This window comes from Streptomyces sp. NPDC054794, from assembly GCF_053611585.1.
Genome location: NZ_JBSHAQ010000008.1, coordinates 77,338 through 104,053 on the forward strand (window position 1 = coordinate 77,338; position 26,716 = coordinate 104,053).

18 protein-coding genes are annotated in these 26,716 nt (G+C 69.0%); 8 read left to right on the forward strand and 10 right to left on the reverse strand.

Translation table 11 applies throughout. The features are described 5' to 3' along the window. Nucleotides 1-19: 19 nt before the first annotated feature. The 3 genes from ACWGKT_RS10685 to ACWGKT_RS10695 form a co-directional block, all read right to left on the reverse strand. A complete protein-coding gene (locus ACWGKT_RS10685; RefSeq protein WP_453273282.1) occupies nt 20-6,997 on the reverse strand; it encodes a polymorphic toxin-type HINT domain-containing protein in 6,978 nt (2,325 codons plus the stop codon). 111 nt (nt 6,998-7,108) lie between these two features. Further along, nucleotides 7,109-11,425, reverse strand: coding sequence for a LamG-like jellyroll fold domain-containing protein (locus ACWGKT_RS10690; RefSeq protein WP_453273283.1), 4,317 nt, complete (start codon nt 11,423-11,425; stop codon nt 7,109-7,111). 468 nt (nt 11,426-11,893) lie between these two features. After that, the gene (locus ACWGKT_RS10695) at nt 11,894-13,135 is read right to left on the reverse strand and encodes a cytochrome P450 (protein ID WP_453273284.1); all 1,242 of its coding nucleotides are present in this window, start codon (nt 13,133-13,135) and stop codon (nt 11,894-11,896) included. A 264-nt stretch (nt 13,136-13,399) separates the two neighbouring features. Here ACWGKT_RS10695 and ACWGKT_RS10700 point away from each other — a divergent pair, with 264 nt between their 5' ends. Next, nucleotides 13,400-14,569, forward strand: coding sequence for a steroid 3-ketoacyl-CoA thiolase (locus tag ACWGKT_RS10700; protein ID WP_453273285.1), 1,170 nt, complete (start codon nt 13,400-13,402; stop codon nt 14,567-14,569). Here the strand turns inward: ACWGKT_RS10700 and ACWGKT_RS10705 are convergent. Together ACWGKT_RS10705 and ACWGKT_RS10710 are read right to left on the reverse strand one after the other, a co-directional pair. Further along, entirely contained in the window at nt 14,553-14,738 is a 186-nt protein-coding gene (locus tag ACWGKT_RS10705; protein WP_453273286.1) for a DUF397 domain-containing protein, read from the reverse strand. The genes ACWGKT_RS10700 and ACWGKT_RS10705 overlap by 17 nt on opposite strands. After that, entirely contained in the window at nt 14,719-15,546 is an 828-nt protein-coding gene (locus ACWGKT_RS10710) for a helix-turn-helix domain-containing protein (protein ID WP_453273287.1), read from the reverse strand. The genes ACWGKT_RS10705 and ACWGKT_RS10710 overlap by 20 nt, the downstream gene beginning before the upstream one ends. Before the next feature lie 119 nt (nt 15,547-15,665). Here ACWGKT_RS10710 and ACWGKT_RS10715 point away from each other — a divergent pair, with 119 nt between their 5' ends. Beyond that, entirely contained in the window at nt 15,666-16,022 is a 357-nt protein-coding gene (locus ACWGKT_RS10715; RefSeq protein ID WP_453273402.1) for an ATP-binding protein, read from the forward strand. 6 nt (nt 16,023-16,028) lie between these two features. On the opposite strand, the gene ACWGKT_RS10720 is transcribed toward ACWGKT_RS10715, so the two are convergent. The 3 genes from ACWGKT_RS10720 to ACWGKT_RS10730 form a co-directional block, all read right to left on the reverse strand. Then, nucleotides 16,029-16,859 (reverse strand): hypothetical protein, encoded by an 831-nt coding sequence (locus ACWGKT_RS10720; RefSeq protein ID WP_453273288.1) that lies wholly within the window; start codon nt 16,857-16,859, stop codon nt 16,029-16,031. Then, nucleotides 16,856-17,176, reverse strand: a complete 321-nt coding sequence (locus ACWGKT_RS10725) for a PadR family transcriptional regulator (protein ID WP_356141569.1) — start codon at nt 17,174-17,176, stop codon at nt 16,856-16,858. The genes ACWGKT_RS10720 and ACWGKT_RS10725 overlap by 4 nt, the downstream gene beginning before the upstream one ends. A 227-nt stretch (nt 17,177-17,403) precedes the next feature. Next, nucleotides 17,404-19,458 (reverse strand): bifunctional glycosyltransferase 87/phosphatase PAP2 family protein, encoded by a 2,055-nt coding sequence (locus ACWGKT_RS10730; protein ID WP_453273289.1) that lies wholly within the window; start codon nt 19,456-19,458, stop codon nt 17,404-17,406. 324 nt (nt 19,459-19,782) lie between these two features. Here ACWGKT_RS10730 and ACWGKT_RS10735 point away from each other — a divergent pair, with 324 nt between their 5' ends. After that, nucleotides 19,783-20,940 carry a DUF2330 domain-containing protein gene (locus ACWGKT_RS10735; RefSeq protein ID WP_453273290.1) on the forward strand — a complete coding sequence of 386 codons (1,158 nt, stop codon included), beginning with the start codon at nt 19,783-19,785 and terminating at the stop codon, nt 20,938-20,940. Nucleotides 20,941-21,007: 67 nt separating this feature from the next. Then, nucleotides 21,008-21,679, forward strand: coding sequence for an O-methyltransferase (locus ACWGKT_RS10740; RefSeq protein WP_453273291.1), 672 nt, complete (start codon nt 21,008-21,010; stop codon nt 21,677-21,679). A 42-nt stretch (nt 21,680-21,721) separates the two neighbouring features. Here ACWGKT_RS10740 and ACWGKT_RS10745 read toward each other — a convergent pair whose 3' ends face one another. Further along, nucleotides 21,722-22,114 carry a hypothetical protein gene (locus ACWGKT_RS10745; RefSeq protein ID WP_453273292.1) on the reverse strand — a complete coding sequence of 131 codons (393 nt, stop codon included), beginning with the start codon at nt 22,112-22,114 and terminating at the stop codon, nt 21,722-21,724. Nucleotides 22,115-22,213: 99 nt separating this feature from the next. On the opposite strand from ACWGKT_RS10745, the gene ACWGKT_RS10750 reads away from it, so the two are divergent. The 3 genes from ACWGKT_RS10750 to ACWGKT_RS10760 are packed head-to-tail and all read left to right on the forward strand — an operon-like array spanning nt 22,214 to nt 23,325. After that, entirely contained in the window at nt 22,214-22,618 is a 405-nt protein-coding gene (locus ACWGKT_RS10750) for a DnaJ family domain-containing protein (RefSeq protein WP_356141560.1), read from the forward strand. Nucleotides 22,619-22,648: 30 nt separating this feature from the next. Next, nucleotides 22,649-22,801, forward strand: a complete 153-nt coding sequence (locus ACWGKT_RS10755) for a hypothetical protein (RefSeq protein ID WP_453273293.1) — start codon at nt 22,649-22,651, stop codon at nt 22,799-22,801. Nucleotides 22,802-22,812: 11 nt separating this feature from the next. Further along, nucleotides 22,813-23,325, forward strand: a complete 513-nt coding sequence (locus ACWGKT_RS10760) for a GNAT family N-acetyltransferase (protein ID WP_453273294.1) — start codon at nt 22,813-22,815, stop codon at nt 23,323-23,325. On the opposite strand, the gene ACWGKT_RS10765 is transcribed toward ACWGKT_RS10760, so the two are convergent. Beyond that, on the reverse strand, nt 23,318-25,366 hold the full coding sequence (locus tag ACWGKT_RS10765) for an MDR family MFS transporter (RefSeq protein ID WP_453273295.1): 2,049 nt from the start codon (nt 25,364-25,366) through the stop codon (nt 23,318-23,320). The two genes, ACWGKT_RS10760 and ACWGKT_RS10765, sit on opposite strands and share 8 nt — an antisense overlap. A 181-nt stretch (nt 25,367-25,547) precedes the next feature. Here ACWGKT_RS10765 and ACWGKT_RS10770 point away from each other — a divergent pair, with 181 nt between their 5' ends. Beyond that, nucleotides 25,548-26,708, forward strand: a complete 1,161-nt coding sequence (locus tag ACWGKT_RS10770; protein WP_453273296.1) for a peptidoglycan-binding domain-containing protein — start codon at nt 25,548-25,550, stop codon at nt 26,706-26,708. Nucleotides 26,709-26,716: the final 8 nt, after the last annotated feature.

The window sequence follows — 26,716 nt, forward strand, 5'->3', positions numbered from 1 at the left end:
TCACGATCACTACGGGCGGTCATTGCCTGGGAATGATGCGAACCGAATCAACTTCATCCCCAATCTGCAATCCTAGCCTCTTAATTTGTCGATCAATTTGGGGGCCAAGACTTCGATTAACCGAATAATCAAGCGGCGACAAATTGCTTACGTCATCGGCGCCACCGAGCTGGAGGTCAATCACATGGTCAATGTCTTGGCCTTCCTCAATCGTATTACCCGCCCTTCGCCACAGATCGGCAGCGCTGGTGCTGCCTCGTGCAGCCTCAGCGTCGCTCACCACCAACCTATCAGCTGCATTCAATGCAGCTACTTTCGCATCTGCGGCCGCGATCTGGTCAGCCGACCAGCCGTTCTTGTACTTGAGCGTAATGACGCATTTTTCCCCATCCGCATTGTGAACAAGGATCGGCGTGCCGCCCGCAACGACATAGTACGTGTGCAACTGCTCGACGGTGAGGTTGTACATATCGGCCTCACCGGACCGCTCGTGGACGCCAACGACCTTGACGTGCCCATCCCTTGCGGTGTTGAGCGTGTGGCCGGGCCGGAGGCTGCCGGCCGGCACCCAGGCATGGACCGTCTCGTCCCAGAAGGGGTGGTTGGAGGTGGCATGGAGCGTGGCGGTGCGGTCGTTGTCGGTGCTGATCACCACCTCGACAAGGTCATTGTCGAGGTGGACGAGTTGGGCCGTGACCGTCCGGGACCCCTTGCGCTTGCCTGTCCGTGGGTCGGCGGCCGCGACCTTGTCGCCGGGTTTCACCTTGCCGATCGGCCTCGTCTTGCCGTTCTTCAGCAGCACTGGTGTGGACGGGTAGAAGCTGCACGTTCGTCGCAGCATCGATATCGCTGCGCTCTCCTCGGCTTCCACGACAGCCGCACTTGAGGCACCGCGTGCCAGGAGGCCCTTGCTGAGGGTGCCCCAGGCCGCGGTGATGATGGTGACCGTGTCCTGGATGAGCGCTTCTTTGCAGTCGCCGCGTCCCGTGATGCAGTGAAGGGTTGCCTTGATGCCCCACGGGTCGTTCTCCTCGCCGCCCCAGAGCCCCGCGGCTCTCGCCGCATCACAGAACGCCTTGTTCTGCTTGCCGACGGGGAAACACTTGCTGTGGGCGAAAGCGGACAGGTACTGCCCGTATGTGGCGTGGCGCGGGTCGAGCTGGGGGTTCAGCGCGATGAGCTCTTTCCTCGACGGGATCCTGATCCCGTCGACGACGGGCCGGCCGTCCTTGCCCACCTCGTAGCCGGGTCCGTAGGGATTCCTGTTGTTGTTCCCCCTGCCGTTTCCGGTGCCACGGTCCGGTGGACCGTCCGCCGGGCGGTCGCAGTCCTCACCCTTGCTGCCGCACTTCGTTCCGTCCTGGGCGAGGGGCAGCTGACCGGACGGGTCGCTGTAGGAGACGGGGCTGCTGTTGGAGTAGGCGTAGGCGTTGAGCTGCTGAGGATCGCTCGGGTTCAGCACGGGGTCGACGGACAGGAAGTGGCCGGTCGAGGGGTCGTAGTCACGTGCGCCGAGGTGGGTGAAGCCGGTGCTGCTGTCCTCCGTGCCGCCCACGAATCCCTTGTCCCCCGGCCAGTTGGCCGGTGCCCGTCCACGCGGCGCGCCGAACGGGGTGGTACGACGCTGCTGCATGCTCAGATCGGCCGCGTCGATGCTGAGTTCGGAGGTGCCGTGGTGGTCTCCGACGAGGAAGCTGAGCTTGTTGTCGTCGGTGCGGATGGCCTGGTTGCCGCCGCCGAGGGCGTAGTAACGGGTCGCCTTCTTGGTGGTGGAGCCCTTGGCCAGGGTGACCTCGGTGCTGCCGAGGTGGAGGGTGGTGTCCGTGTCGGTGTGGGTGACCAGACGGTTGCCGTCGGCGTCGTAGACGTAGGAGGTGGTCTTGGTGCCGCCCTTGCCGTCCGGCTTGGTCACCTGGGAGAGGTGTCCTTCGGCGTCCCAGAGGAGGGTCTGCTTGTCGCCGCTGACGGTGCGGGTGGCGGTGTTGCCGGCGTTGTCGTAGGTGTAGGTGTCCTGGGAGACGCCGTTCGGGCTGGTGGTGTCGACCTGGCTCAGTGCGTGGGGCCGCTTGCTGCCCACGGGCGGGTAGGTGTAGGTGCGGTTGATGTCCTTGGTGCCGTCGCCACCGGCGTCGTGTTGGGCTTCCGTGCGGCGGTTCCCGCTGAGGTCGTAGGTGTACGACTGCCAGTAGGGGGCGGGACCGCCAAGGACCGATGCGGTCGGGGTCGGGGCGCAGGTCGCGGTGCCCTGTGCCCAGGCGTCCGAGAGGCGCCCGAGGTAGTCATAGGTGAAGCACTGGTTGTCGGTGCCCTCGCGGGAGACGTCCGAGATCGCGGTGATGTTGCCGGCCTCGTCGTAGCTGTAGGTGGCCGACTTGTCGGTGCCCGGGACGTCCTCGCGGTTCACACTGGAGTTGTGCAGACGCTGGGTGCCCCACTCGAAGGCGTTGTAGACGTCGGTCTTCTTCGCCCCGGCCGCCTGGTAGGTGTACAGCAACGGCTTGCCGGTGTAGCTGTAGACGGCGTCGGTGAGGTAGGTGGACCCGCCGCTGCCGCTGATGGACTTCACCCGCAGGACGTCGTCGTAGGCCGGGCTGACGGTCTCGGCCGAGAGGCTTCCCGCGGCCGGATAGCTGGAGGACTGAACGGTGCCGTCGACGTTGTACTGGACGTTCGACTGGTAGGAGCCCGCCAGTGCGCCTTCCGCGGAAGGGATGGTCACCGTGGTCCGGTGCGGCCGGTACAGGGTGTCGTACAGGCTGTAGGTCGTGGTGTAGGCGGCGCCGCTCGCGCCACCGATGTAGCGGGTGACGGAGGCCAGTTGGCCCTTGAAGCCGCTGGGGTCCCACACATGCTTGGTCAGCAGCGTGCCCGAGGCGTCGCCCTCGTGGGTTTCCGTCTGCCGGCCAAGGCCGTCATAGACGAGGGTGACCTTCTTGTCGTTGGCGTCGACCGTGTGGTCGAGCTGGTTGCGGTCCGTGTAGTACGCGTCGGTCTCGCCCTTGTCCGGGTCGGTCGCGACGGTCTGGTTTCCACGCTGGTCGTACTTGTACGTCCAGGTGTTCCCGGCGGGGTCGGTGAGCTTGGTCAGCTTGCCGGCGGGGTTGTACTCGTAGAGCGTCTTGTCGGCCGTCCCCGTAGGCGTGGCGGCGTGGTACTGCCACAGTTCGGTGGTGCGGCCGCGGGCGTCGGTGACCGTGGTGGTGGGAGTGGCGCCCGTCGGCGGGGTGACGGTGGTGCGGTCGCCTCCGTAAGCGGTGGTGGTCGTCGACAGGACCTTGCCGTTGTCGCCGTTGCCCGCGATCTGCTGGGACTTGGTGAGACGGCCGAGGCCGTCGTAGGTGTTCCAGGTCTGGGTCTCAACCGCCAGGGCGTTGTCCAGCGCCAGCAGGTCGGGGGACGGGGCGGTGGTGTTGTAGTACGGCGCGAAGGCCTTGGTGGTCAGACCGCGCTCGTCGGAGAAGGCATCGTTGATCAGCCGGCCGCCGTCCGGTCCGGGTGCCTGGACCTGGCGCAGGCGCAGGAACCCGTCGTAGAGCGAGTACGAGGTCCTGCGTCCGGCGCCGAACAGTGTGGTGGTACCGACTGCGACCGGCTTGCCGTCCCTGATGGCGTAGGAGAACTCGTAGTTCGGGGTGTCTCCGTTGGCCTTGGAACGGTTCGGCCGCCAGACCTTCAGCGCGCGGCCGAGGGCGTCGTAGGTCGTGTCGGTGCGCTTGCCGTTCGGATCGACGGAGGTGACGGGCAGACCTCGGACCGGGTCGTAGGTCGTCGTGGCGGTCTGTGCCGTGCTCGCGTCGCCCGTCGTGGCGGGTGGGGAGGTGGAGGTGGAGGTGGAGGGGAAGCCGGTCGCCGGGCTGTAGGCCGTGGTGCTGGTTCGACCGTCGGTCCGTGCCTTTCGCACCGGATTGGTTGCTTCGGTCGCTGTGACGTTGGCGGTGATGTCCGTCGCGGTCAGCGCACGGCCGTAGGAGTCGAAAGTGGCGCCGGCCTCAATGTAGGTGGCGATGGTTCCGTCGTAGGACTTGAGGGTGGCCGTTCGGGTGGCGTCACCCTTCGTGGGCGCCGCCCCGTAGTCCTTGCCGTCGTAGGCGGTACGGATGTCGGCGAGGACGTCCTTGGAACGGTCGGGCGCGGCAGCGCACTTGACCGCGACCGCCTCCACACGCGAGGGCTTGTCGAGGATCCAGTCGGCGGTGTTCTCCGCATACGTGGTGCGCGTGCACTGGTCGTCGGCCGAGGTGGACTCATCGCCGAAGTCGTCGGTCTGGGTGGTGCGTCCGGCGGTGTTCTCGAAAGAACTGGTCTGATAAGTCGTGCGCCATTTGCTGCCTGCGCCGTCGTCCAGGGAGGTCCAGGTCCGGGTGGAGGCGGTGCCGGTCAGGTTGGCGGTGGTGGTGCCCCAGGAACGGACCCTCTTGGCCGTCTCGTGATGCCAGGGAGTGTGGACGGCTTTCCCGAGGACAGTGCCACCTGGACCGCTGAACTGTTCGGTCTTGTACTCGAAGCCCGCGACAGCGCTGTGGTCCGTGATGGTGCCGCCGTTGTCGTCGGGCACGGTGACCGACTTGGTGCCACCTGATGGTGCGGCCCTGTCACCGTCCATGCCGCGCAGGAAGTAGTGATCGGTCTGCGACTTCATGCCGACCGGCTCCTGGCCGCCGGTCTGTACCCGCACATGGCCGTAACCGCGCCAAGTGGACCAGGTCTTGTACTTCTCCTTGGTCAGACCGTCGTCATCGTCGTAGTGCCAGGCCGCGCCGTCGAGATAGCGGTAGCGGGTGACCGTCTCCGGGGAGGACCTGGTGCGATCGGTCTGGACGACGGAGTCGACGACGTACTTGTTGAACCACTGCAGGCTCGGATCCTTGTCGCCTTCCTTGGTGAAGTACACCGGGAAACACCGGGTGGTGTTCGTCTGCGGTGTGGGCAGACTGGAGGCGTCGCAGGCGGCCGTCGAGTAGTCCACGGCCAGCGATCCACCGGTCTCGTCGGAGACGCCGGAGAGACGTTCCTTGATGAAGGGGGAAGTGTTGTCTCCGTCGGCCTTGAGGCGGTTGGGGCGCTGGTCGTAGGCGAAAGTGACCTTGGGCAGCGTGATGTCGGGGCTCGCCGACTTCCCCGTGTGCTGGAGAGAGTCGAGCAGCAGTTGGTAGTCGATGTCGGACTTGCCCCAGCGCTGGTCGAGCGCCCAGGCGTCGACGGGTTTGTAGGTGCCGTCGGACTGCCGGACCTCGGTGGTGACGGAGGCCAGCCGCTTCCGGCTCCAGAAGGACGGGCTCGCCTGGTAGCAGTCGGCGCCCGCCTTGCAGTTCAGGTCCCAGGGGGTGTCGTACCAGTAGAACGACTTGTCACCGATCGTGGAGGCGTCGCAGGTCACGCCCGTCTCGGGCAGGCACCGCTCGACCGAGGAGAAGTCGACCTTCGCCAGGGGCTTGGCCGAGTACATGGCGGACGACTTCAGGCCGTACTCGATGCGGTCGAGGTATCCCCCGCGGTCGTAGACCGTTTCGTCGGCCGGCTTCAGGTTCCGGGCGTAGTAGTTGGTCTCTTTTTTGTAGTAGTAGGCGATCGCGTTGCCGTGGGTGTCCACCGCGTAGTCGAGATTCCATCGCCAGGCCTGTCGGCACCAGGAGTCGGCGAACGTGTCCTTGTGGCACTTGTCGTCCTTGTCGTCGCCGAAGACCGGCGTCGTCCAGGTGGAATCGGTGGTTTCGTCTCCGGTCGACCAGCCGGGCAGCTTGTTGTACCCGAAGTAGTACTGCGTGCCGTCGGTGGTGGTGACACGCCAGTACTCCTGGTTGTTGTCACCGTTGTCGCGGATGTCTCCGGTCTTGCCGTACAGACGCTCGACCTTCGTACCGTCGTCGCCCTTGACGCGGAAGGAGTCGCTGCCGGTGGCGATCAGTTCTCCGGAGTGCCCGTTGAACGAGAGCGTGGCGTTGTCGTAGGCCCAGCACAGGTCACCCGGCTTGGCACCGTCGGCGTTCTTCACCCCGTCGTCGGCACACGACTTGTAGCTGCGCTCGATGGACCCGGGCCACAGGTCGAAGCCGTCGCCTGCCCAGGACGACTGGTTGTTGCTGTTGGAGGTACGGCCGTCGATGCCGCTCGACGAGTACGACAGGCCCACCTGTGGCTTGAGCCCACCCGGTACGTCCGGTACCGGCATGCCGTAGGACCAGGAGAAGTCACCTGCATTGAGGTTGGTCTGCCACGAGGACGAGGCCGACAGCTGGGTGGCCTTGTAGTCACCCTGATCACTGGAGTCGCCGGCCGTGGCCGCGAGCAGCATGGGAGCGGCACTTCCCCGGGCCGGCACGGTCAGTTCCGTGGCGGTGAGTGTCTTCGACGTCACGTCGTTGTGCGAGGCGACGGGCGTGGCCGTGGAGCACTTCTTGTCGGCCGGGCGGGTCGCGGCGCATGCGGGCAGCCGCACCAGCTTCAGCCGTGACGCGTAAGCGCCGCCGTAGGCCTGGGCGAACGCGGAGTAGTCCACGCGGACGCCGACGGCGTCGCCCTCAGTACCTGATTGCCGCTGGAGCGAGAACAGCAGTCCGTCGACTCCGGCGCGTCGGGCGGTCTGCTGATCGAGGATGCGGACGGTGGCGCTGCCGCTGAGCGGCGTGTGGGACGCCTTCCTCCCCTTGGCCGTCGGCGTGCGCTGTGCCGTCTTCGGCGTGACCAGGGTGATCGGCAGGCCGCCGGCCCGAACGGCCTTGCTCCGTGTGCCGGGTTGAAGGGACACGGTGGCTCGGCCGGGCTCGGCCCATGCGTGGCTGGGTCTGGCCTTGGGCGTCCGAGGTGCGCCATCGTCGAGGCGGGGCCGTGGCGTGACGCCGTGTCCGGACAGCGGCTTCTCCGCGGTGGGGACGTGCCGTTCGGTCTCCTTCTCGGCCGCGGAGGTGGCCGAGGCCTGAAGGATCGAGCCCACCAGGACAGCGGAGATGAGGACGGCAACCCGGCGTCGCGTGCCCATCGCCAACATGCGTGCTCGCATCACGATCGTCCGTCCTCATTCCTTCGCTGCTTGCCATACGTCATCAGCGCGCTACAGGGTGTTACTGCCACTGCGCTCGCTCGGAGCAGTCGTGGTTGTGCGAGGGCCCGGTCAGGGGCCTTTCGTGGTGTCCAGGTCGGCTCCGCTCGACAGACTCCGGATCTGCGCGTCGCTGGCCGCGCCCTGCATGACCCACACGTCGTCGATGGCGCCGCTCCAGTACTCGCCCCAAGTGATGGGACTGGTCCTGAGCCGACCGAGCTGCAGGCCCTTGGTGGCGGCGAACGGCAGTACCGAGGTGTTCCAGGAGACCTTCTCGGTGCAGTCGGGGTCGTTGGGCACGCCGTCGTCGTCATCGTCCAGACAGGGCGTGACCTGCGTTTCGCCGTCGACATAGAGCGACATCCGGCCGGCGAAGGCGTCGTAGACGACGATGATGTTGTTCCACTCGGTGTTGTTCTGGAAGTCGCTGTGCTCGGCCGTGGCGGTCGCCGCGGCGGTGCTGTCGGCGTTGGCCATGACCAGTTGCCATCGGCCGGCGTGTGCCGGGTCGGTGGCGTCGGGTACGTAGCGGACCGCGAAGCTGCTGCTGTTCGTCCCGGCCATGCTCATCACGGTGACCGGATCGGTCGGACGGCTCGGTGCGGTGACCCAGGCGGAGACCGTGAAGCTCTTGCTCGTGTCGATCGGGGCACCGCTGGTGAAGGCAGACCCGGTGCCCACTCCGCTCAGCAGCAGATCACCACTGCCGACGGGGCTGTTCATGCCGGTGTTGTCGATCCTCGCGCTGCCGGCGAGTGAGAGGGGATGCTGCGTGTGGTCCTCACGCGTCAGATCGTCGGGGGTGGTGGCCGGGGTACCGGAGGAACTGTCGAGCTTCCAACGGCCTTCCACCGTGGCCTGGCTGTCGAACATCGCGGCGATCTCGGGAGCCGACAGAGCGCGGTCGTACATGCGCACGTCGGAAATCTGACCGGGGAAGAAGCTGCCGGCCACGCCGTTGTACTTGCCTGCGCCGATCTGCACCGGCCCGCCGGCGTAGAAGGGCGCCGCGGACTTCGTCGTGGCCACCCACTTGCCCTGCACATACAGTCGCATGTCGTCGGTGACCGCGTCGTAGGAGCCGACGACCTGGGTCCATTCGCCGCCCGGCGCCAGGTCGGGGTCGCCCTGTCCGGCGCGGAGCGGAGTCCCGTTGGTGGTGTCCTGGGTGTACTGGTTGAACGACCAGCCGTAGGTGGGCGAGTAGTACAGCTCGAAGCCCGGTTTCACCGTGCCGGTCTGGGTGGCGATGATGGCCGCGTGGTTGGGCTTGGCCTTGGGAAGCTTCGCCCAGGCGGTGACGGAGAAGCTGCGCTGGTTGTCGATATGAGGCCCTGTGGTGGTGGCGTAGTCGTCGACGCCGTCCAGGCTCAGCGCCGCGCCGGCTCGACCTGGCTTGCCCGGAGTCGCGCCGCCCTTGAGGACAGCCGGGTTGACCTCTGCTCTGCCGGACACCTGGGTCCGTGCCGTGCCGTCGTCGTTGGTGGCCGACTCGTCCAGCGGAAAGACCGCACGGGCAGGGCGGCCGGTGCCGATGGGCTGCTTGTTGTAGAGGTTGGTGACCTCGCTCGCGGCCAGCGGCCTGTCGTACAAGCGGACGTCATCGATGGTGCCGGGGAAGAAGTTGCCGGGCCCGCCCTCGGTGATGCCGGCGCCCATCTGCAGATTGCGGCGCGCGTCCCAGGGGTGGTTGAAGAGGGCTGTGCCGACGAGTGTCCCGTCGACGTACAGGGACAGTTGCCCGGCGGAGGAGTCGTAGATTCCGACCAGGTGCGCCCATTCGCCCACCTTGACGCCGCCGCCGGTGGTCGGCATCGCCCGTACGGGTCCGGCCATGGTGGAGTCGGCCCCGTACCGGTTGAATGACCAGCGGTCGTACGTCTTGGAGTAGCAGAGCTCGAAGCCCGGGACGTTGTTGCCCTGTTGGACGGCGACCATGGCCAAGTGGTCGGGCAGCTTGTCGAGCTTCACCCAGGCCGCAACCGAGAACCCGCTGGAGGTGTCCACGGTCGGGATGTCGGAGACGAGGTAGTCGTCCACGCCGTCCAACGAGACCGCACTGCCCTGTGCTCCAGGGGCACCCAGCATTGCGCCGCCCTTGAGGTCCAGGGTCCGGGCCGCGGACGATCCGGCGGCCTGGGTCGCGCCGGAGGCTTCGCCGAGCTTCCATTCAGCGCGGGTGGGCTGTCCTGCTTTCACCCGGAAGACGTATCGAGACTGCTCACTGATGCGGCCCGCGGAGTCGAAGGCCTGCGCGTAGAGGAAGTTGGTGCCCGAGCGGGTGGGCCGGAAGTTCACCGTCCTGGCCGCGCCGCCCGTGGTCGCCACCGCGTTGTCCGATGACGGTTCCTCGTTGACTCCGTACCAGTACTTCACCACGTCGCTGTCCGGCGCATCCAGGGTGAAGGTGCCGTAGCGGCCCACCCCGTCGTAGACCGGGTCGTTCGGGTTGCTGTCGTCCTTGGCCGGATAGTCGCCCGAGCTGATCGTCGGACCCTTGGGCGTCTTGCTGTCCCAGACGAAATAGCAGTTCGTCGCCGATCCCGCGTCCGACCACGGTGACGGGCTGTAGATCTTGCCCTGGTCGTAGTCCCAGGCCCGCACGGACCAAGCCACGGTCTTGTCCTGGGGAATCGTCTTGGTGGTGCCCGGCAGGTGTTCCGTCAGGGTGATGTCGAACTGGCTCCCCGAGGGCTTGTGCTTCAGGTCTTCCTTCTTGGAGGTCCACTGGGGCTTGAAGCCGCTGCCGGCGTCCCACCACAGCTGGAACTGCACAGCCACCTGGTCCTTGTCCGGGTCCGTGACGCCGAAGGCGGTGAGCTGGGGCAGGCTGCGGACGTAGGCCTTCTTCTCCGGCTTCTTGCAGGTCCCTCCCGGCTCCTGGTTCAGATGGGACATGGGGACCTGCGTCGGCGGTTTGTTGTACTTCACGCGCAGGTACGCGTCGTCCGAGAACCGCTTCCAGCCGTACTTGTCGTCCTCGTCGGCCGCTCGCAGGCCGAACGAGGTGTAGTCGGAGCCGTGCGAGGCCGCGTACTTCACTCCGGCCGTCGCGTCGAGTTCGACTTTGCCTGCCGGACAGTCGGCGCTGCCACCCATGGCAACGGACTTCGAGTCCAGCTGGTCCAACCAGTTGTCGGCCGAGTTGTTCCACGTCGTGTTCGAGTCGAACGCCTTGGTGCGCCACAGCTGGACCGACCGGGCGCCGCACGAACCGGACCAGGTCTCCTGAGCCACGAAGGTCGCGCTGAGGATCGACTTCCCGGAGAAGCGGGAAGTGGGGAAGCGGTAGAACAGCCGCTTCACGTCGTACGGCGCGCAGTAGTACCAGCCGCAGTAGCCGACGCCGGCGTCCTTGTCCCCGTTGAACCGCCACTGCGGCTCGGAAGCCCAATAGCGCGAGACCATCGTCCACTCCCCCGCCTTGGGGGTGTAGGTCTGCGGGTCGATGTAGACCGGGAAAGCGGTGTCCGAGCCTGTCAGCAGGCCGTGATCGGGGGTCAGTTTCAGTTCACTGCCGTCGGAGCCGACATCGACACCGATCGGGGCGACCCTCGCCCCGTCGCCGGGTCCGTCGGTGCTGTCGGATGCGTCAGTGGCGGCTTCGCTGCGCCCGGTGGCAAGGGCCTTGGCGCCGGCCGAAGCCTTCGAGGGCTGCGCGGAGTCCCACATCAGAGGCTTGGCCGCCTGGAACACGACACCGCCGGCGTTCTCGTCGATGGCTTCCAGGCCACCCGAGTTCGTCTTCTGCAGGTCCAGGCCCGGCGATGTCACCTTCAGCTTCAGCTCGGTCAGGGCAGGGTTCTTCGCCGCTTCAGGGGTGTTGACCACGAGCAGTTCGGAGAAGCCGTCCGTGGTCGCCCTCATCTTGAGGTCCACATCGGGCAGCACATCCGGATACGTGGCGGTGTCACCGTCAACGACCGGCGCCGGCAGGGCCGTCGGCCATGAGAACGACAGTTGCTTTCCCGACCGCTCCAAAGACACCAGGGGGCCCGTGCCACCCCCGGAGAACGCCAGCCCCACCGCCGCAGCCTTCGGGACCAGTGCGCCGTCGGACTGCTTGGCCAGTGTGTTGTCGATCGCCGTCCACTGACCCCCGAGGCGCGTGCGAACAGGCTTGAGATGCTGCACGGCTTCCATCTGCCCGTCGGGCGTGGCGTAGACCTCGCTCGACTCCGTGCGCAGCGAAGTCACCTCAACGTTGCTGCCACTTGCCTCGGCCGCCTTCTCGGCAGCGTTCGGCGTCGCAGCCGCCCTGACCTTGCCGGAGTGAGACATCCGGGTCACCTGCGGTGCGGCCTGAGCGGCGGTGCCGCTTCCCACCGGTGAGACGCCGCCCGCGATTACCGCTGCCGCGCATAAGACGATCAGCGCTCTGCCCACACCGGGCCGTCCCCGCGACGCACTCATCTCCCCCGCCCTCCCGACCCCACAAAGTCCCCACACGGGAGTCACATGAACTTCAAAAGTCCAGGGACTTTAACTGCGCCTTACTCGACCCCGTCAAGCGCAAAATGGCCGGTTCTCGACATACCTCTTTAGGGAAGGGAGGGCGCTTCAGCCATATGGCCACTACATCGACATTCGGGAGACGGGGATCGATTCACCCCGTCTGTCATGGGACACATCCGAAAATGCGGGTCGAAGTGAGCAGTGAAATCCAGACACAGGGGGGCGTGTTCCCGTTCGACGCGAACAGAGGGTGTTTTACTTGGATTTGAGATTCTTTACGAATCGATTTCAGCCAACTCGGGGCAGCGACCGCGGGGGAGGCAGGAACGGGGCGTTGGGGTTGGGGGCTCCTGCCTCCCTCGGGGCCGGGCCGGCGGGCCGGGAGCCGCCGGCCCGGGTTCAGTCGGCCGTGCTGACTCGGAGTTCCTTCACGCCGTTGATCCACGCCGAGCGCAGCCGGCGGGGGTCGCCGGTCAGGCGGAGCGTCGGCATCGTGTCGGCTATCGCGTTGAAGATCAGGTCGATCTCCATGACCGCGAGGGACTTGCCCAGGCAGAAGTGGGGACCTCCGCCGCCGAAGCCCAGGTGGGGGTTCGGGTCGCGGGCGATGTCGAAGACATCGGGGGACGCGAAGACCTCGGGGTCATGGTTGGCCGAGGCGTAGAACAGGCCCACCCGGTCGCCCTTGCGGATCTGCTGCCCGCCCAGCTCCGTGTCCTGGGTCGCCGTGCGCTGGAAGGAGTTGACCGGGGTCGCCCAGCGCACGATCTCCTCCGCCGTGGTCGCCGGACGCGCGCGCTTGTAGAGGTCCCACTGGTCGGGATGCGTCAGGAACGCGTGCATGCCGTGCGTGATCGCGTTGCGGGTCGTCTCGTTGCCCGCCACCGCCAGCATCAGCACGAAGAAGCCGAACTCGTCCGAGTTGAGGTTGCCCTCGTCCTCCGCCGCCACCAGCGTCGTGACGATGTCGTGGGCCGGGCACTGCTTGCGGTCGGCGGCCATGTTCATCGCGTACGCGATGAGTTCGGCGGCCGACTCCGCGCCCACCTCCTCCGTGATCGCGTACTCCGGGTCGTCGTACGAGATCATCTTGTTCGACCAGTCGAAGATCTTCGCGCGGTCGTCCTGCGGTACGCCGATCAGTTCCGCGATGGCCTGGAGCGGCAGTTCGCAGGCCACCTGGGTGACGAAGTCGAAGGGCCCGGAGTGGGCGACGGCGGCCTCGACGATCGAGCGCGCCCGCGTACGCAGCCGGTCCTCCAGCGCGCGGATCGCCCGTGGCGTGAAACCACGCTGCACTATCTGGCGCACCCGCGTGTGCTCGGGCGGGTCCATGTTCAGCAGGATCAGCCGCTGCGCGTCGATCGCGTCCCGCTCGATGTGCTCACCGAAGCGGATGATCGCCGTGTTGAGGCAGGAGGAGAAGATCTCCGGGTGCGTGGAGACGTACTTGACGTCCGCGTGCCGGGTCACGGCCCAGTAGCCGTCGTCCGCGAACCCGGCCAGGCCGTGCGGCTGCGGGATCCAGCGGACGGGTTCGGTCCGGCGCAGCTCGGCGAACTCCGGGAAGGGCACACGGCGGTGCAGCAGGTCGGGGTCGGTGAGGTCGAACCCGTCGGGCAGCTCGGGGCAGGAGGGCATCGGTGACTCCCGTCGTTCTGACGGTCCATCAGGAAGGAGAGTTGCCGTGAAGGTAGTAACGGGTTCTACAAGTGGCAAGACATCCGGCGCCCCCAATTGCGTGCGGAATTCGTGCAGATCACAACTTCGCCCGCTGCACGACCCTTGCGGTAGTCGACACGCTGTCAGCAGACTGCATCACAGAACTAGAACGCGTACTAGTTCTGCGTGGCGGGTGGCCGGGACGCCCGCGCCGCGCGGGTTGACCGAGGAAGGACCCTCCCCATGGCCGCGGAACCCGTGATCGTCGAAGCCGTACGCACCCCCATCGGCAAGCGCGGCGGCGCGCTCGCCAACCTCCATCCCGCCTATCTGCTGGGCGAGACCTATCGTGAACTGCTCGGCCGCACCGGCATCCCCGCCGACTGCGTCGAGCAGATCGTCGGCGGCACCGTGACCCATGCCGGCGAGCAGTCCATGAACCCGGCGCGTACGGCCTGGCTGAGCATGGGACTGCCGTACGAGACCGCCGCGACGACCGTCGACTGCCAGTGCGGCTCCTCCCAGCAGGCCTCGCACATGGTCGCCAACATGGTCGCGGCCGGGGTCATCGACGTCGGCATCAGCTGCGGGGTCGAGGCGATGTCCCGCGTGCCGCTCGGGTCCGGCTCCAAGCACGGGCCGGGCAAGCCCTTCCCCGACGAGTGGAACGTCGACCTCCCCAACCAGTTCGAGGCCGCCGAGCGCATCGCCCGGCACCGGGGGCTCACCCGCGAGAACGTCGACTCCCTCGGCCTCCTCTCCCAGGAACGGGCCGCCGTCGCCTGGTCGGAGGAGCGGTTCAAGAAGGAGACCTTCGCCGTCCAGGTGCCCACCACGGAGGAGGAGCAGCACGCCGGGCAGGGCATGTGGCGGCTCGTCGACAAGGACGAGGGCCTGCGCGACACGTCCATGGAGGCGCTGGCCGGGCTGAAGCCGGTCATGCCCACGGCCGTGCACACCGCGGGCAACTCGTCCCAGATCTCCGACGGCGCGGCCGCGATCATGTGGGCCTCGAAGCGGATGGCGCGGGCGCTGAAGCTTCGGCCCCGGGCGCGGATCGTCGCCCAGGCCCTCGTGGGTGCCGACCCGCACTTCCACCTCGACGGGCCGATCGACGCGACGAAGGCCGTACTGGGCAAGGCGGGCATGTCCCTCAAGGACATCGACCTCGTCGAGATCAACGAGGCCTTCGCCTCGGTGGTATTGAGCTGGACCCAGGTCTTCGAGCAGGACCTGACGAAGGTCAACGTCAACGGCGGTGGAATCGCCCTCGGGCACCCGGTCGGGGCGACCGGGGCCCGGCTGATCACGACGGCCTTGCATGAACTGGAGCGCACGGACAAGGAGTTCGCGCTCATCACGATGTGCGCGGGCGGCGGCCTCGCCACCGGCACGATCATTCAGCGTCTGTAGAGGTCCAGTTCAGGAACGCCGTGAAGGTGGCGGGCTCGAAGGCCAGGATCGGGCCCGTGGAGTTCTTCGAGTCGCGTACGGCTACGGCGGCACCAGGGAGTGCGGCGACCTCCACGCAGTTGCCCCCCTGGTCGCCGCTGTAGCTGGACTTACGCCAGTTGATCTCCATAGCGGTCCTCCATCACGCGCCGGATCAGCTCCGCCGACTCCTTGAGGGAGAGTGCGGCGGCTTGGAGATGATCGTAACGGAGCGAGCAGTCGTTGACGGTGTCCGGATTGGCGGTCGGATGCCCGCTGCCATAACCCTCCGTGTAGACGATGTTTGGGTCACTCCCGAAGCGGTAGAGGTCGAACGAGCCTTGCAGGCCCACGTGGGCTCCCGCTGAGTACGGCAGGATCTGAATGTTGGCCCGGGGATTGCCCTCAAAGGACAACAGGTGAGCCAGTTGTTCCCGCATGGCTTGAGCGCCGCCGATTTCCTGGTACAATGCCCCCTCACTGAGGACCAGCCAGTAGATCGGCGGCTCCACCCTCTCGAAGATGCTCTGCCGGGCCAGCCGGACGGCCGTGCGATCGTCGAGGTTGGCCTGGTCGAGCACTCCGAGCACCGCCCGCGCGTACGCCCTGGTCTGCAGGAGTCCATGCACCATGTGCGTCTCGAAGGAATAGATCTCCGTGGCCCGCGCCTGGAGCTCCGCCACCTGCTGAAACCACGCCGGAAGTTGACTCCGCATCACCAGCGTGACGAGTCGGGACAGCAATCCGCCCGTCTCCAGCGCCACGTCCGCCCGCTCGCTGAACTCCGGCGTGGGCAGCTTCCGGGCCGTCTCGATCTGGCCGACAAGCGACCCCGTGTAGTTGATGACGTCCCCGAGCTGCCGTTGCGTCAGGCCGGCCGCCTCTCTGTACCGGCGGAGCTCGAAGCCGTAGTAGTCGAGGGGCGAGGCGCCCGGGTCGAGGACGTTGATGTGGGTCATAGACGGTGCCCTCTCGCGCAACTCGGTCCACTGCGGGACCCGTTGTATCCATGCCGTAGCCCAGAGTAGTCGCGCGAGGTCAGTCTCGTACCGTGAACTACCCCATCCCCCACTACCGCATGAGTCTCACCGTCGGCGAGCACTCCGTGCGGCACATCCGCCGTATCGTCCGTTCCCTGCTCGACGAGTGGGAACTGGCGCATCTGACCGACGCCCTGGAGCTGGGCGTGAGCGAGCTGGTCACCAATGTCGTACGGCATGTCCCGGACCGCCGCTGCTCGTTGCTGGTGCTGCGGCAGACCGGGACGGTCCGGGTGGAGGTGACGGACTCCTGCCCGCGACCGCCCGTCACCCCGGCAGGATTGTCCGAGGGCGCCGAGAGCGGCCGCGGGCTCCTACTGCTGGACGGGACGGTCGACAAGTGGGGCGTGTCACCGGCGCCGGGAGGCGGCAAGACGGTGTGGTTCGAGTGCTAGACCGCCCTAGACCGCGTCCTGCAACTGCTCCCTGTGGAGCGCGGCCTTGGCTCCGCGACCGGAGCTGACCAGGGCCGCCGCGGAAGCGGCAACGGTGACGGCGAGGATGGGCATCGTGACCGTCTGGGCCGCGTCAGCGGTGTTCATGGCCGCGACGCAGGCGATACCCGTCGTCGTCACGGCGAACGCCACCGCGACCCCGGACAGGGCAAGCAGCCGCAAGACCTTGGCAGACGGCCGGAATCGGGTGATGACGATGGCCGGCGTCACCGCCGCGGTGATGAGGAACGCCATCGGCCCGAACACCGCCACGGCCGCGACCCAGTAGGAGAGCGGATCGATGGAGGCGAACGCCAGGAGCAACGGAGCGATCACCCACGTGGGCAGCGTCGGGATGAGAGCCACCAGCGGGCGCCACGCGCTCCAGTTGCCGGTTCTGGAGGACTCCGCGAGGAGCGCGAGGACGCCGACCAGCAGGATGAGCCCGGCGCCGTACATGGCGTACTGCGCGACGTCGAGGAGTCGGCGCACCAGGTCCGGAGTCGGCCGGGGTTCCTCGGACAGGACGAAGTGCAGTATCGGCAGGGTGTACAGCGCGGCGCACCAGGAGACCCAGGTGGTGGCGACGCTTGCCTGCATGCGGCGGCGGCGCCGTTCGACGGACTCGTCGGGCATCACCGGGCGAAGCCATGTCCGCAGCGCGCCGAACAGGAGGTCCGCGACGACGCTCGGGCGGGCGCCGGTGTCCTCGACCAGTGCTTCGAGCTCGCCGCCGTAGCGCTCCCGGAACGAGGGAGGATATGCCCGCAAGGCCAGCCTGACTGCCACGTCGATCACGCGTTTGCCACCCCCAGCCGGGTCAACCCCGTGCGTGCGAAGCGGGCCATCGCCCGCAGTTTGTCGTCGAGCACGGTCTGGCCCTCCGCGGTGATGCGGTAGGGCCGCCGACGCTCGTCCTCGTCCAGCGGCGCGACCAGGCCGCTCTCCTCCAGCCGCGCGATGGCGGCGTACAGCGTGCCCGGCCCGAGCTTGATGGACGTCTGTTCCTCGACGTCCTTGGTGATCGCGTAGCCGTGCTTGGGTCCGTCGGCCAGGCTGGCCAGGATCAGCAGCGCGGGTTCGGCCCAGCCGACGCGGTCCCGTTGACGCGGCATCGGGCACCTCCTTCGTTCCTCCCGACTACTACGTCATACGATACTACGTAGTACGAAGCAGTGATCCCGGATCGACCTGCACGGGCGAGGGTGTCCGCCGCGTCACTTCGCGAAATCGCGTCACTTCGCGAAATGGGGAATGAGCTCCATGAGCCAGAGCACGCAGGCCGCTTCGCTTCAGCCGCCACGCCCTGGCGGGAGCCCATAGCGCGAAGCACCGTCCTCGCTCAGGCGGAGCCCTTCGCCAGTACCGCCGGCCCCGGCTCCGCGTCGGCCTGTGTCGCCGCGGCCTTGACCATACGTGCCCGCGGGCCCTGGAACAGGTACGCCAGTCCGAAGCCCGCGCCCACGACCACCGCGCCGCCGGCCGCGTCCAGTACCCAGTGGTTGCCCGTGGCGACGATGGCCGAGACCGTGAAGAACGGGTGCAGCAGACCGAGCGCCTTCATCCACCACTTGGGGGCGATGATCGCGATCACGACACCGCACCACAGGGACCAGCCGAAGTGCAGCGAGGGCATCGCGGCGTACTGGTTGGTGAGGGCGGTGAGGGTGCCGTAGTCCGGCTTGGAGAAGTCCTGGACGCCGTGGACCGTGTCGATCATGCCGAGGGTCGGCATCAGGCGGGGCGGGGCCAGGGGGTAGAGCCAGAAGCCGACCAGGGCGAGGAGGGTGGCGAAGCCGAGGGAGGAGCGGGCCCAGCGGTAGTCGACCGGACGGCGCCAGTAGAGGACGCCGAGGACGGTGAGCGGGACCACGAAGTGGAAGGACTCGTAGTAGAAGTCGAAGAAGCTCCGCAGCCAGTCGACCTTGATCACGGCGTGGTTGACCATGTGCTCGATGTCGACGTGAAGGAAGCGTTCGAGGTCGAGGATCTGGTGGCCGTGGTGCTCGGCCGTCGCCCGGCCCTCGGAGTTGCTGCCGCCCGTCGCCGCCAGCCGGACCTTCTGGTACGCGGCGTAGGTGACGCGGATGAGCAGCAGCTCCAGGAGGAGGTTCGGGCGGGTGAGCACCCGGCGCAGGAAGGGCAGCAGGGGGACGCCCCGCAGGCGGGCGGGGACCGGCTCGGCGTACTCGGTCGGGATCGGGTTCTGGTAGTACGGCGACGTACGGGACAGGAACGGTACGGCGGTGGCGGCGGCGACGGCCGCGAGCAGCACGATGTTGTCCCGCAGCGGGTACAGCGCCGGCATGTTCGGCAGCATCATCTTGGCCGGGAGCGTGGTGACGAGGACCACCGCGACCGGCCAGACGTACCGGTCGGAGGCCCGCTTGCCGACCCGGCCGACGACGGCGAGCAGCACCCACAGCAGCTGGTGCTGCCAGGTGGTGGGCGACACGGCGATGGCGGCGCAGCCGGTGAGGGCGACCGCGAGCAGGAGCTGTCCGTCGCGGGCGAAGCGCACGGCGCGGCGCAGGCCGAGGACCGCGACGCCCGCGCCCAGGAGGAGGAAGAGGGATATCTCCAGCGGGCCGGTCAGACCGAGGCGGAGCAGGGCGCCGTGCAGGGACTGGTTGGCGACCTCGTCGGCCCGGCCGCCGAGGCCGACGCCCGCCATGTGGTGCACCCAGTAGGTGTACGAGTCGTGCGGCATCGCGGCCCAGGCGAGCGCGGTGCAGGCGGCGAAGGTGCCGGCCGCGGTCACGGCGGCCCGGCGGCGCGCGGTGAACCAGAGCAGCGGGGCGAAGAGCAGCACGGTGGGCTGGAGCGCGGCCGCCACGCCGATGCACAGGCCGCCGGCCCGCTCGCCGCGCACGGCGAAGCAGCCGAGGAGCACGAGCAGGACCGGGATGATGCTGGTCTGGCCCAGCCAGAGGGTGTTGCGCACCGGCAGGGACAGCATCAGCAGGCTGATGGCGACGGGCGCGGCCAGCAGCGAGGTGCGGCGGCCGACCGGCTGGGGCAGGGCGCGGGCGGCGACCAGGCCGAGGGCCACGACGAGCAGCAGCGTGCCGAAGGTCCAGCCCCAGCCGAGTGCCTGCTCGGCGGAGGCCGTGAGCGGTTTGAGGACCAGTCCGCCGAAGGGGGTGCCGGTGAATCTGGTGGAGTCGTAGAGCGAGCCCGTCACGTGCAGGACGCCGCCCCGGCCGACCCAGGTCTCCAGGTCGGTCAGTCGCTCCCCGCTGGGAGTGCTGAGGACGACGGCCATCTGCCGTATCCCGAGGGCCGCGACCACGGCCCACAGGCTCAGCCGGACCGCCGTCAGACGTGCCCTGGCGGTCCCGGCCGGCGTCGCCCCGAAGGCATCCGCCGGTCCCCCGCTGTGCTCCACGTTCGCCACGCCTCGTCGGCCTCCCGCCCCGTCGTCCCGCCGCGCGTCGCGCGCCGGGATCCCTCCGCGAACCCTATGAGGCTCGCACCACCCCCGGAGAGAGACGCAGGCAACCCCCGCTTCACCTGACGTCCGCTCGCCTTTTGTCCGGATGACGATAGTGCGAGGGGGGTGTGGTTGCTTCCCCGGGGCGCGAGAAGGATCACAGTGCGCCCTTCGCGGGCGGGTGCGGAGGCGGGGAGACGTCCGGGAAGTCGCCCTGGAACCAGGTCGTCCGTCGTGCCGTCTGAAGCCCTGTCCGGGGCAATCGGCGTGGCGGGGGGGGCTTGGTCCATGGTTGGGCTGCGGGGGTCGGGGCGGGCGCGCGTGCGGGTGCTGGCCGTTGTGCTGGCGGTGCTCGGCGTGCAGGTGGGCTGGCTCGTCGCGCCCGCCTACGCCTGTGGGTGCGGCGCGATGGTGCCGGACGCCCGGCAGCGGATCGCCGTCTCCAGTGAGGTGTCCGTGCTGCGCTGGGACGGGCGGCAGGAGCAGATCGTGATGCGCCTGACGGTCGTCGGCGACGCCGACCGGGCCGCGTGGATCATGCCGGTGCCGCACCGGGCCACCGTGGACCTCGGCGACCCGGCGCTCTTCGACGAGCTGAGCGCCACCGTCGCCCCCGCTCACCGCACCCGGCACCACTTCTGGCCCCAGAGCGGCGACTGGCCCCTCAGCTCCGGCGGGGACACCGCCGAGGCTCTGCCCGCCGCGGGCGCGTCCGGCCCGTCCGGCGTGGACGTGGTCGGCCGCCAGCGGCTCGGCCCCTTCGACGTGGCCCGGCTGACCGCCACGGACCCCGGCGCCCTGGACGGCTGGCTGCGCGCCAACGGTTTCGCCTTCCCCGACCGGCTGAAGGGCGCACTGCAGCCCTACATCGACCGGCACTGGGAGTACGTGGCGGTCCGGCTGGCCCCGAAGACCGCGGGCACCGCGCTGCAGGGCGAGCTCGACCCGCTCCACCTCACCTTCGCCGCGGACAGGCCGGTCTACCCGATGCGCCTGTCCCATCTGGCCCGCACCCCGCAGTCACTGGGCCTGTACGTCCTGGCCGACCACCGCATGGAGCCGCGTACCGCGATCGGCGGCGACCGGCCCCGGGTCGTCTTCGCCGGCCGGCTCGACTCCCCCAAGGGCGCGCTGGCCGAGCTGTCGTCGGGCACCCCGTATCTGACCGCCGTCGCCCAGGAGTTCCCCGACCCCTCGCGCATCGACTCCGACCACGAACTGCGGCGGGCCGCCGCTGACACGCCGTACCAGCAGGTGATCTACTCGGACCGGCTGCTCACGGTGGCCGGGATCCCGGCGTGGCTGCTCACGGTCGGTGGTGCGCTGGTGCTGGTGGCCACGGTCGCCACGCTGTCGGCCGTACGACGGTCGCGGCGGCCGGTCGTGCCCCCGCCGCCGGTCCAGCCGCCCCCGCCGCTGCGGCCGCCGTCTGCGCCGATCGGCTGACATTGGCCGACGCGGACCGGGATTCAGTGGTGTTGACTGGCATCAGACAGGAAAGGCGGAAGCTTGCATGAGCGGGTCGCAGCTCTGGGACGACGTCGACTTCTACTTCTCCACCCACCTCTCGCCGGACGACGAGGCGCTGCAGGCGGCCCTGCGCGACAGCGAGGCGGCCGGGCTCCCGCACGTCAACGTGACGGCGAGCCAGGGCAAGCTGCTCCAGCTCCTTGCCCAGATCCAGGACGCCCGGCACATCCTGGAGATCGGCACGCTCGGCGGGTACAGCACCATCTGGCTGGGTCGCGCCCTGCCGGAGGACGGTCGGCTGATCTCGCTGGAGTACAGCGCCAAGCACGCCGAGGTCGCCACCCGCAACATCGCCCGGGCGGGCCTGGAGCGGATCGTCGACGTGCGGGTGGGCCCGGCCCTGGAGTCGCTGCCCAAGCTCGCCGACGAGAACCCGGCCCCCTTCGACCTGGTCTTCATCGACGCCGACAAGGCGAACAACGCCAACTACTTGGAATGGGCGCTGAAGCTCACCCGCGCGGGCAGCCTGATCATCGTCGACAACGTGGTGCGCGACGGGCGGGTCCTCGACGCCGAGGGCGCCGAGCCGGACGTACGCGGCACCCGCGCCGCGATCGAGATGATCGGCTCCCACCCGAGACTGACCGGCACGGCGGTCCAGACGGTGGGCAGCAAGGGGTACGACGGCTTCGCCCTGGCCAGGGTGCTGGCCTGACGGTCGGGACACGGACGCCGGCCCGACCGTCCGCGGGGGCCGTCACGCCTCGTGGTAGAAGCCCACGTTGACGGTGCGCGGCCCGGTGCGGTCCGAGACGATGATCTCGCCGGAGCCGCCCCGGGGCAGCTGCACGCTCCCGCCGTAGGAGATGGTCTGCGCGTACTGCCCGACCGTCAGCCGGACCTCGGACGACGGGTCGGGTTGCGAGCCGCGCAGCCAGGTGACCTGCCAGCCGCCGTCCGGTCCGCACAGGAACTCCAGGTGGACCCGGGAGACGAACAGCCACTCCTCGGGCGTCACCAGCCGGCACACGGAGGCGTCCCGGCCCACGCGCAGCACGGCGCCCGGTTCACTCGGCGCGTCCGCCATCAGCATGCCGGCCGTGGCACCCGCGTCCGCCGCCGAGACGGAGGCCATGGTCAGTTCGAGCACGTGCGTTCCCCCTGAAACGTCCTTGCGCGGTGGCAGGATTGCCGCACCGCCGCCAGATGATAAAACGCCCGGCCGGGTCGCGTCCGGCACAATGGACTCATGACCGAGCGAAAGCCACCGGGCGTGCCGTTCGAGTCCTGGGTCGACAAGCAGATCCGTGACGCGCAGGGGCGCGGCGAGTTCGACCGGCTGCCGGGCGCGGGCAAGCCGCTGCCGCCGGGCACCGACACGTCGTACGACGAACTCTGGTGGGTCAAGCGGAAGATGCACCGCGAGGGCCTCGCCGTCCTGCCGCCCACCCTGGCCCTGCGCAAGGAGGCCGAGGACGCGCTCGCGGCGGCCTACGCGGCCCCCTCGGAACGGATCGCACGCAAGATCGTGACCGACGTCAACGTCAAGATCCGCGACATGATGTTCAAGCCGCCGCCCGGTCCCCCACTGGGCATGAAGCCGTACGACGTCGAGGCGATCGTCCGAGAGTGGCGCGAACGCCGGCAGTCGTAGGGGCCCCGGCTCGCGAGATTTTTCGGCCCGGTGTGTCGATCCGGTGGCAGTCCGCTCGCGTGCGGCGGACGGCGGCTGCTCGACAACCTGGGCGACGAGCGCATCGAGTGGCGCAAGACGCAGGTGCTGGACTGGCCGGAGATGCCGCATATTCGGTTGCGGGCGGTGCGGTCCCCGTCCTGACAATGGCCGGTATGAGCTGGACCATCGCCTCGGAACCCGTCGACTCCCCGGCCGCCGCCGCGCTCTGGCGTGCGTATTACACGGAGGTCAGCGACCGTTGGTATCTGCTGCACGAGGGACGGCGGACCGATCCGGCCGAGTTGGAGCGGGAGATCGTCGCCCGTTCGGGTGCCGAACTCGCTCCGCCCGGTGGGCAGTTGCTGGTCGGGTGGTACGACGGTGAGGCGGCCGGCAGTGCGGGCGTACGGCTCCTGGACGCGGAAACCGCCGAGCTCACCCGGGTGTTCGTGCGCGAGGAGGTGCGTGGCAGGGGTGGCGCGGCGCTGCTCGTGGCCGCCGCCGAGGAGGCCGCCCGTGCCCTCGGCGCGACCCGGATCGTCCTCGACACCCGCGGCGACCTGGTGGAGGCCCGCGCGCTGTACGCCCGGCTCGGCTACGCGGAGTCCGAGCCGCACAACGACGACACCTACGCGGAGCACTGGTTCCGCAAGGACCTGGGCGCCGCCCGGGAACCGCTCAACTGACCCTGGTCGCCCCGCTCCCGGCACCCTTCTGCGGCTGCTCGCACTCCGAGCCGCAGAGCTCGTCGGTCAGTTCCTTCACCAGCCGGGACAGATCAGTGGGGCGTCCGGGGCCCCACCAGTCGCCGAGGAGTTCGGCCAGGGAGTCCTCGCGGGCCCGCGCGAGCCGGTCGGCGGCCTCGGTGCCCCGGGCGGTGAGGACGAGTTCGACGCCCTCGCGGGTGCCGAGGCGGCGTTCCTCGATCTGGCGCTCTGCGTCGAGGAGCACGGTCAGCGGGAGGAGGCCCCGGTCGGCGAGCGCGCCCGGCTCCACCGAGCCGTACTTGCGCATCCGCAGCAGCAGCCAGCTCGCGGCGGGCAGCAGGTCGTACCCCGCCCGTTCGGTGATCTTCCGGTAGATCTCGCGCCGCCCCTCCCGGGTGCCGAGCAGGGACAGCGCGCGGCACACCTCGTCGTACGAGGACCGTTCGACCGGGTTGCTGGCCAGCGTCTCCGTCACGTCGGGCGCGGTGACCGAGCCGCGCAGCCGGTCCTCCTTCAGGAACCAGGCCAGGACGAAGCCGGCGAGGGCGACCGGAGCGGCGTACAGGAAGACGTCGGTGATCGCCGAGGCGAAGGCGTGCAGGGCCGCCGGGCGCAGTGAGGGCGGCAGGGCGCCGATGCCGCGCGGATCGGCCTTGAGCGCGTCCGCCGACACGCCCGTCGGCAGGCTCACGCCCCGGAAGGCGTCGGCCAGCTTGTCGGCGAGGCGGCCCGCGAAGACGGAGCCGAAGATGGCGACGCCGAAGGAGGCCCCGATCGAGCGGAAGAAGGTCGCGCCGGAGGTGGCGACGCCGAGGTCCTCGTACGAGACGGCGTTCTGCACGATGAGCACGAGCACCTGCATGACCAGGCCGAGGCCCAGGCCGAAGACGAAGAAGTACACGCTCATCTCGGCCGTCGAGCTGTGCTCGTCCAGCCGGTGGAGCAGGAGCAGGCCGAGCGTGGTGACGGCGGTCCCCGTGACGGGGAACACCTTCCAGCGGCCGGTGCGGCTGACGATCTGCCCGGAGCCGGCCGAGGAGATCAGCATGCCCACCACCATGGGCAGCATGTGCACGCCGGACATGGTCGGGGATATGCCGTGCACGACCTGGAGGAACGTCGGCAGGTAGGTCATCGCGCCGAACATGGCAAAGCCGACGATGAAGCTGATGACGGCGGACAGCGTGAAGGTGCGGATCCCGAACAGCTTGAGCGGGAGGACCGGTTCGGCGGCCCGCCGCTCGACCGCGACGAACGCGACGGCGAGGACGACGCCCAGCACCGCGAGCCCGACGATCTGCGCCGACCCCCACGCCCAGGTGGTGCCGCCGAGCGAGGCGACCAGGACCAGGCAGGTGGCGACGGCGGCGATCAGGAAGGTGCCGAGATAGTCGATGACGTGGTGAGCGGCCTTGCGCGGGATGCGCAGGGCGGTCGCGATCACGGCGAGGGCGACGATGCCGACGGGCAGGTTGACGTAGAACACCCAGCGCCAGCTCAGGTGCTCGGTGAACAGCCCGCCGAGCAGCGGCCCGAGCACACTGGTCGCGCCGAAGACGGCACCGAACAGGCCCTGGTAGCGGCCGCGTTCGCGGGGCGGCACGATGTCGCCGACGATCGCCATCGACAGCACCAGCAGCCCGCCGCCGCCCAGGCCCTGGAGCGCCCGGAAGCCGATGAGTTCCGGCATGTTCTGCGCCATGCCACACAGCGCCGAGCCGATCAGGAAGATCACGATCGCGGTCTGGAACAGCTTCTTGCGTCCGTACTGGTCGCCCAGCTTGCCCCACAGCGGGGTCGCGGCGGTCGAGGCCAGCAGATACGCCGTGACCACCCAGGACAGGTGCTCCAGGCCACCGAGGTCGCTGACGATGGTCGGCAGCGCCGTCGACACGATGGTCTGGTCGAGCGCGGCCAGCAGCAGGCCGAGGAGCAGGGCGCCGATCGATACGAGGACGTTGCCTCGGACCTGCTCGGTGTCGTCCGCGTCCCGCGTCCTGCCGTGCGTGTCCAGCGTCATGAGACCTCCCGGGCTCTCGCGACTCACTCCATCGTGAAGCGCGTCACCCGTTATGGCCTGTTGAGTCCCCTGGATTCCCTTTGGAAGCCGGGATTCCGGGGGGCTTGGGGCAGCTGATGTGTGGGAGGTTTGCATAATCTCTGGAGCTCGCGAGGGGACGCGAGGGGAGGGGAACGAACACGTGAGGGAACCGAAGGGTCACCCGTGCCCGGAATGCGGCACACCCAGGGGGCCGGACAACACGCCGTCGTGCGGCTGCGCGCGGCGCGCCTCCGACGCCCTGCGCGAGACGCGTACGGCGGAGGCGGCAGCGGCGGAGGACTTCAATCCGCTGCGGATCCGGCCGTACGTCGAGATAGCCGACGCGGATGGGGGTGCGGGCGCAGAGGCGGGCGCGGGCGAGGGCAAGGGCAAGGGCAAGGGCAAGAGCAAGAGCAAGGGCGAGACGGGGGACGCGGTCGACGGCTCCGGGCCCGGGGCGGCCGAGGTCGAGGTGACCATGCCGCTGCGGCCGGTGCGCGCGGAGGACGAGACCTCCGTGCTGCCCACTCCCCTGGCGCCCTCGTCGGCCACCCCGAACGCCACGGACCTGCGGCTCTTCGAGGCGGGGCGGGACGGGCAGGACGAGCGGGCCGGGCTGGACGGGCTGGACGGGCCGGACGGGCTGGACGGGCCGGACGGGTGGGATCACGCGGCCGTGGCCGAGGACGAAGCCGAGGACGAGGACGAGGCGGGGTCGCGCCGCGGGAGGTCACGCCGGGGCGGCCTGCTGCTCGCCGCCGCCTGCGCCGCGGTGGTCGCGGTCGTCGCGGCGGCCGGTTTCGCGAGCGGGCTGTTCTCGTACGACCCGCCCGCGCGGGACGGGGCCGCGCCGCGGGAGGTACGGGAGAGCGTGCCCGTGGCGACGACGAGCGGCGCGGAGTCGACACCGGCGTCCGAGCCGGCGGCCCCGACGTCGGCGGCACCCTCCGTGTCGGCCTCCGCGAGCCCGAGCCCCTCGCCCACGCCGTCGGCCTCGAAGACGAGCGCGACACCGTCACCGACCTCGTCGCCCTCAACGCAGCCCACCCAGACGGCGACGGTCGCCGACACGGCCGACTCTCCGGGCCCCACCGATGCGCCGGTGCTCCGCCGTGGCGACCAGGGTGCCGAGGTGGTCGAACTCCAGCTCCGGCTGCGCCAGTTGAACCTCTACGTCGGAGACGCGAACGGCAACTTCAACCGGCCGGTCGAGGACGCCGTACGCAACTACCAGTGGGCGCGCGGCATCGACGAGGACGAACTGGGCGTGTACGGGCCGGTCACGCGGCAGCTGCTGGAGTCGGAGACGGCCGAGCCGTAGGCCGGTCC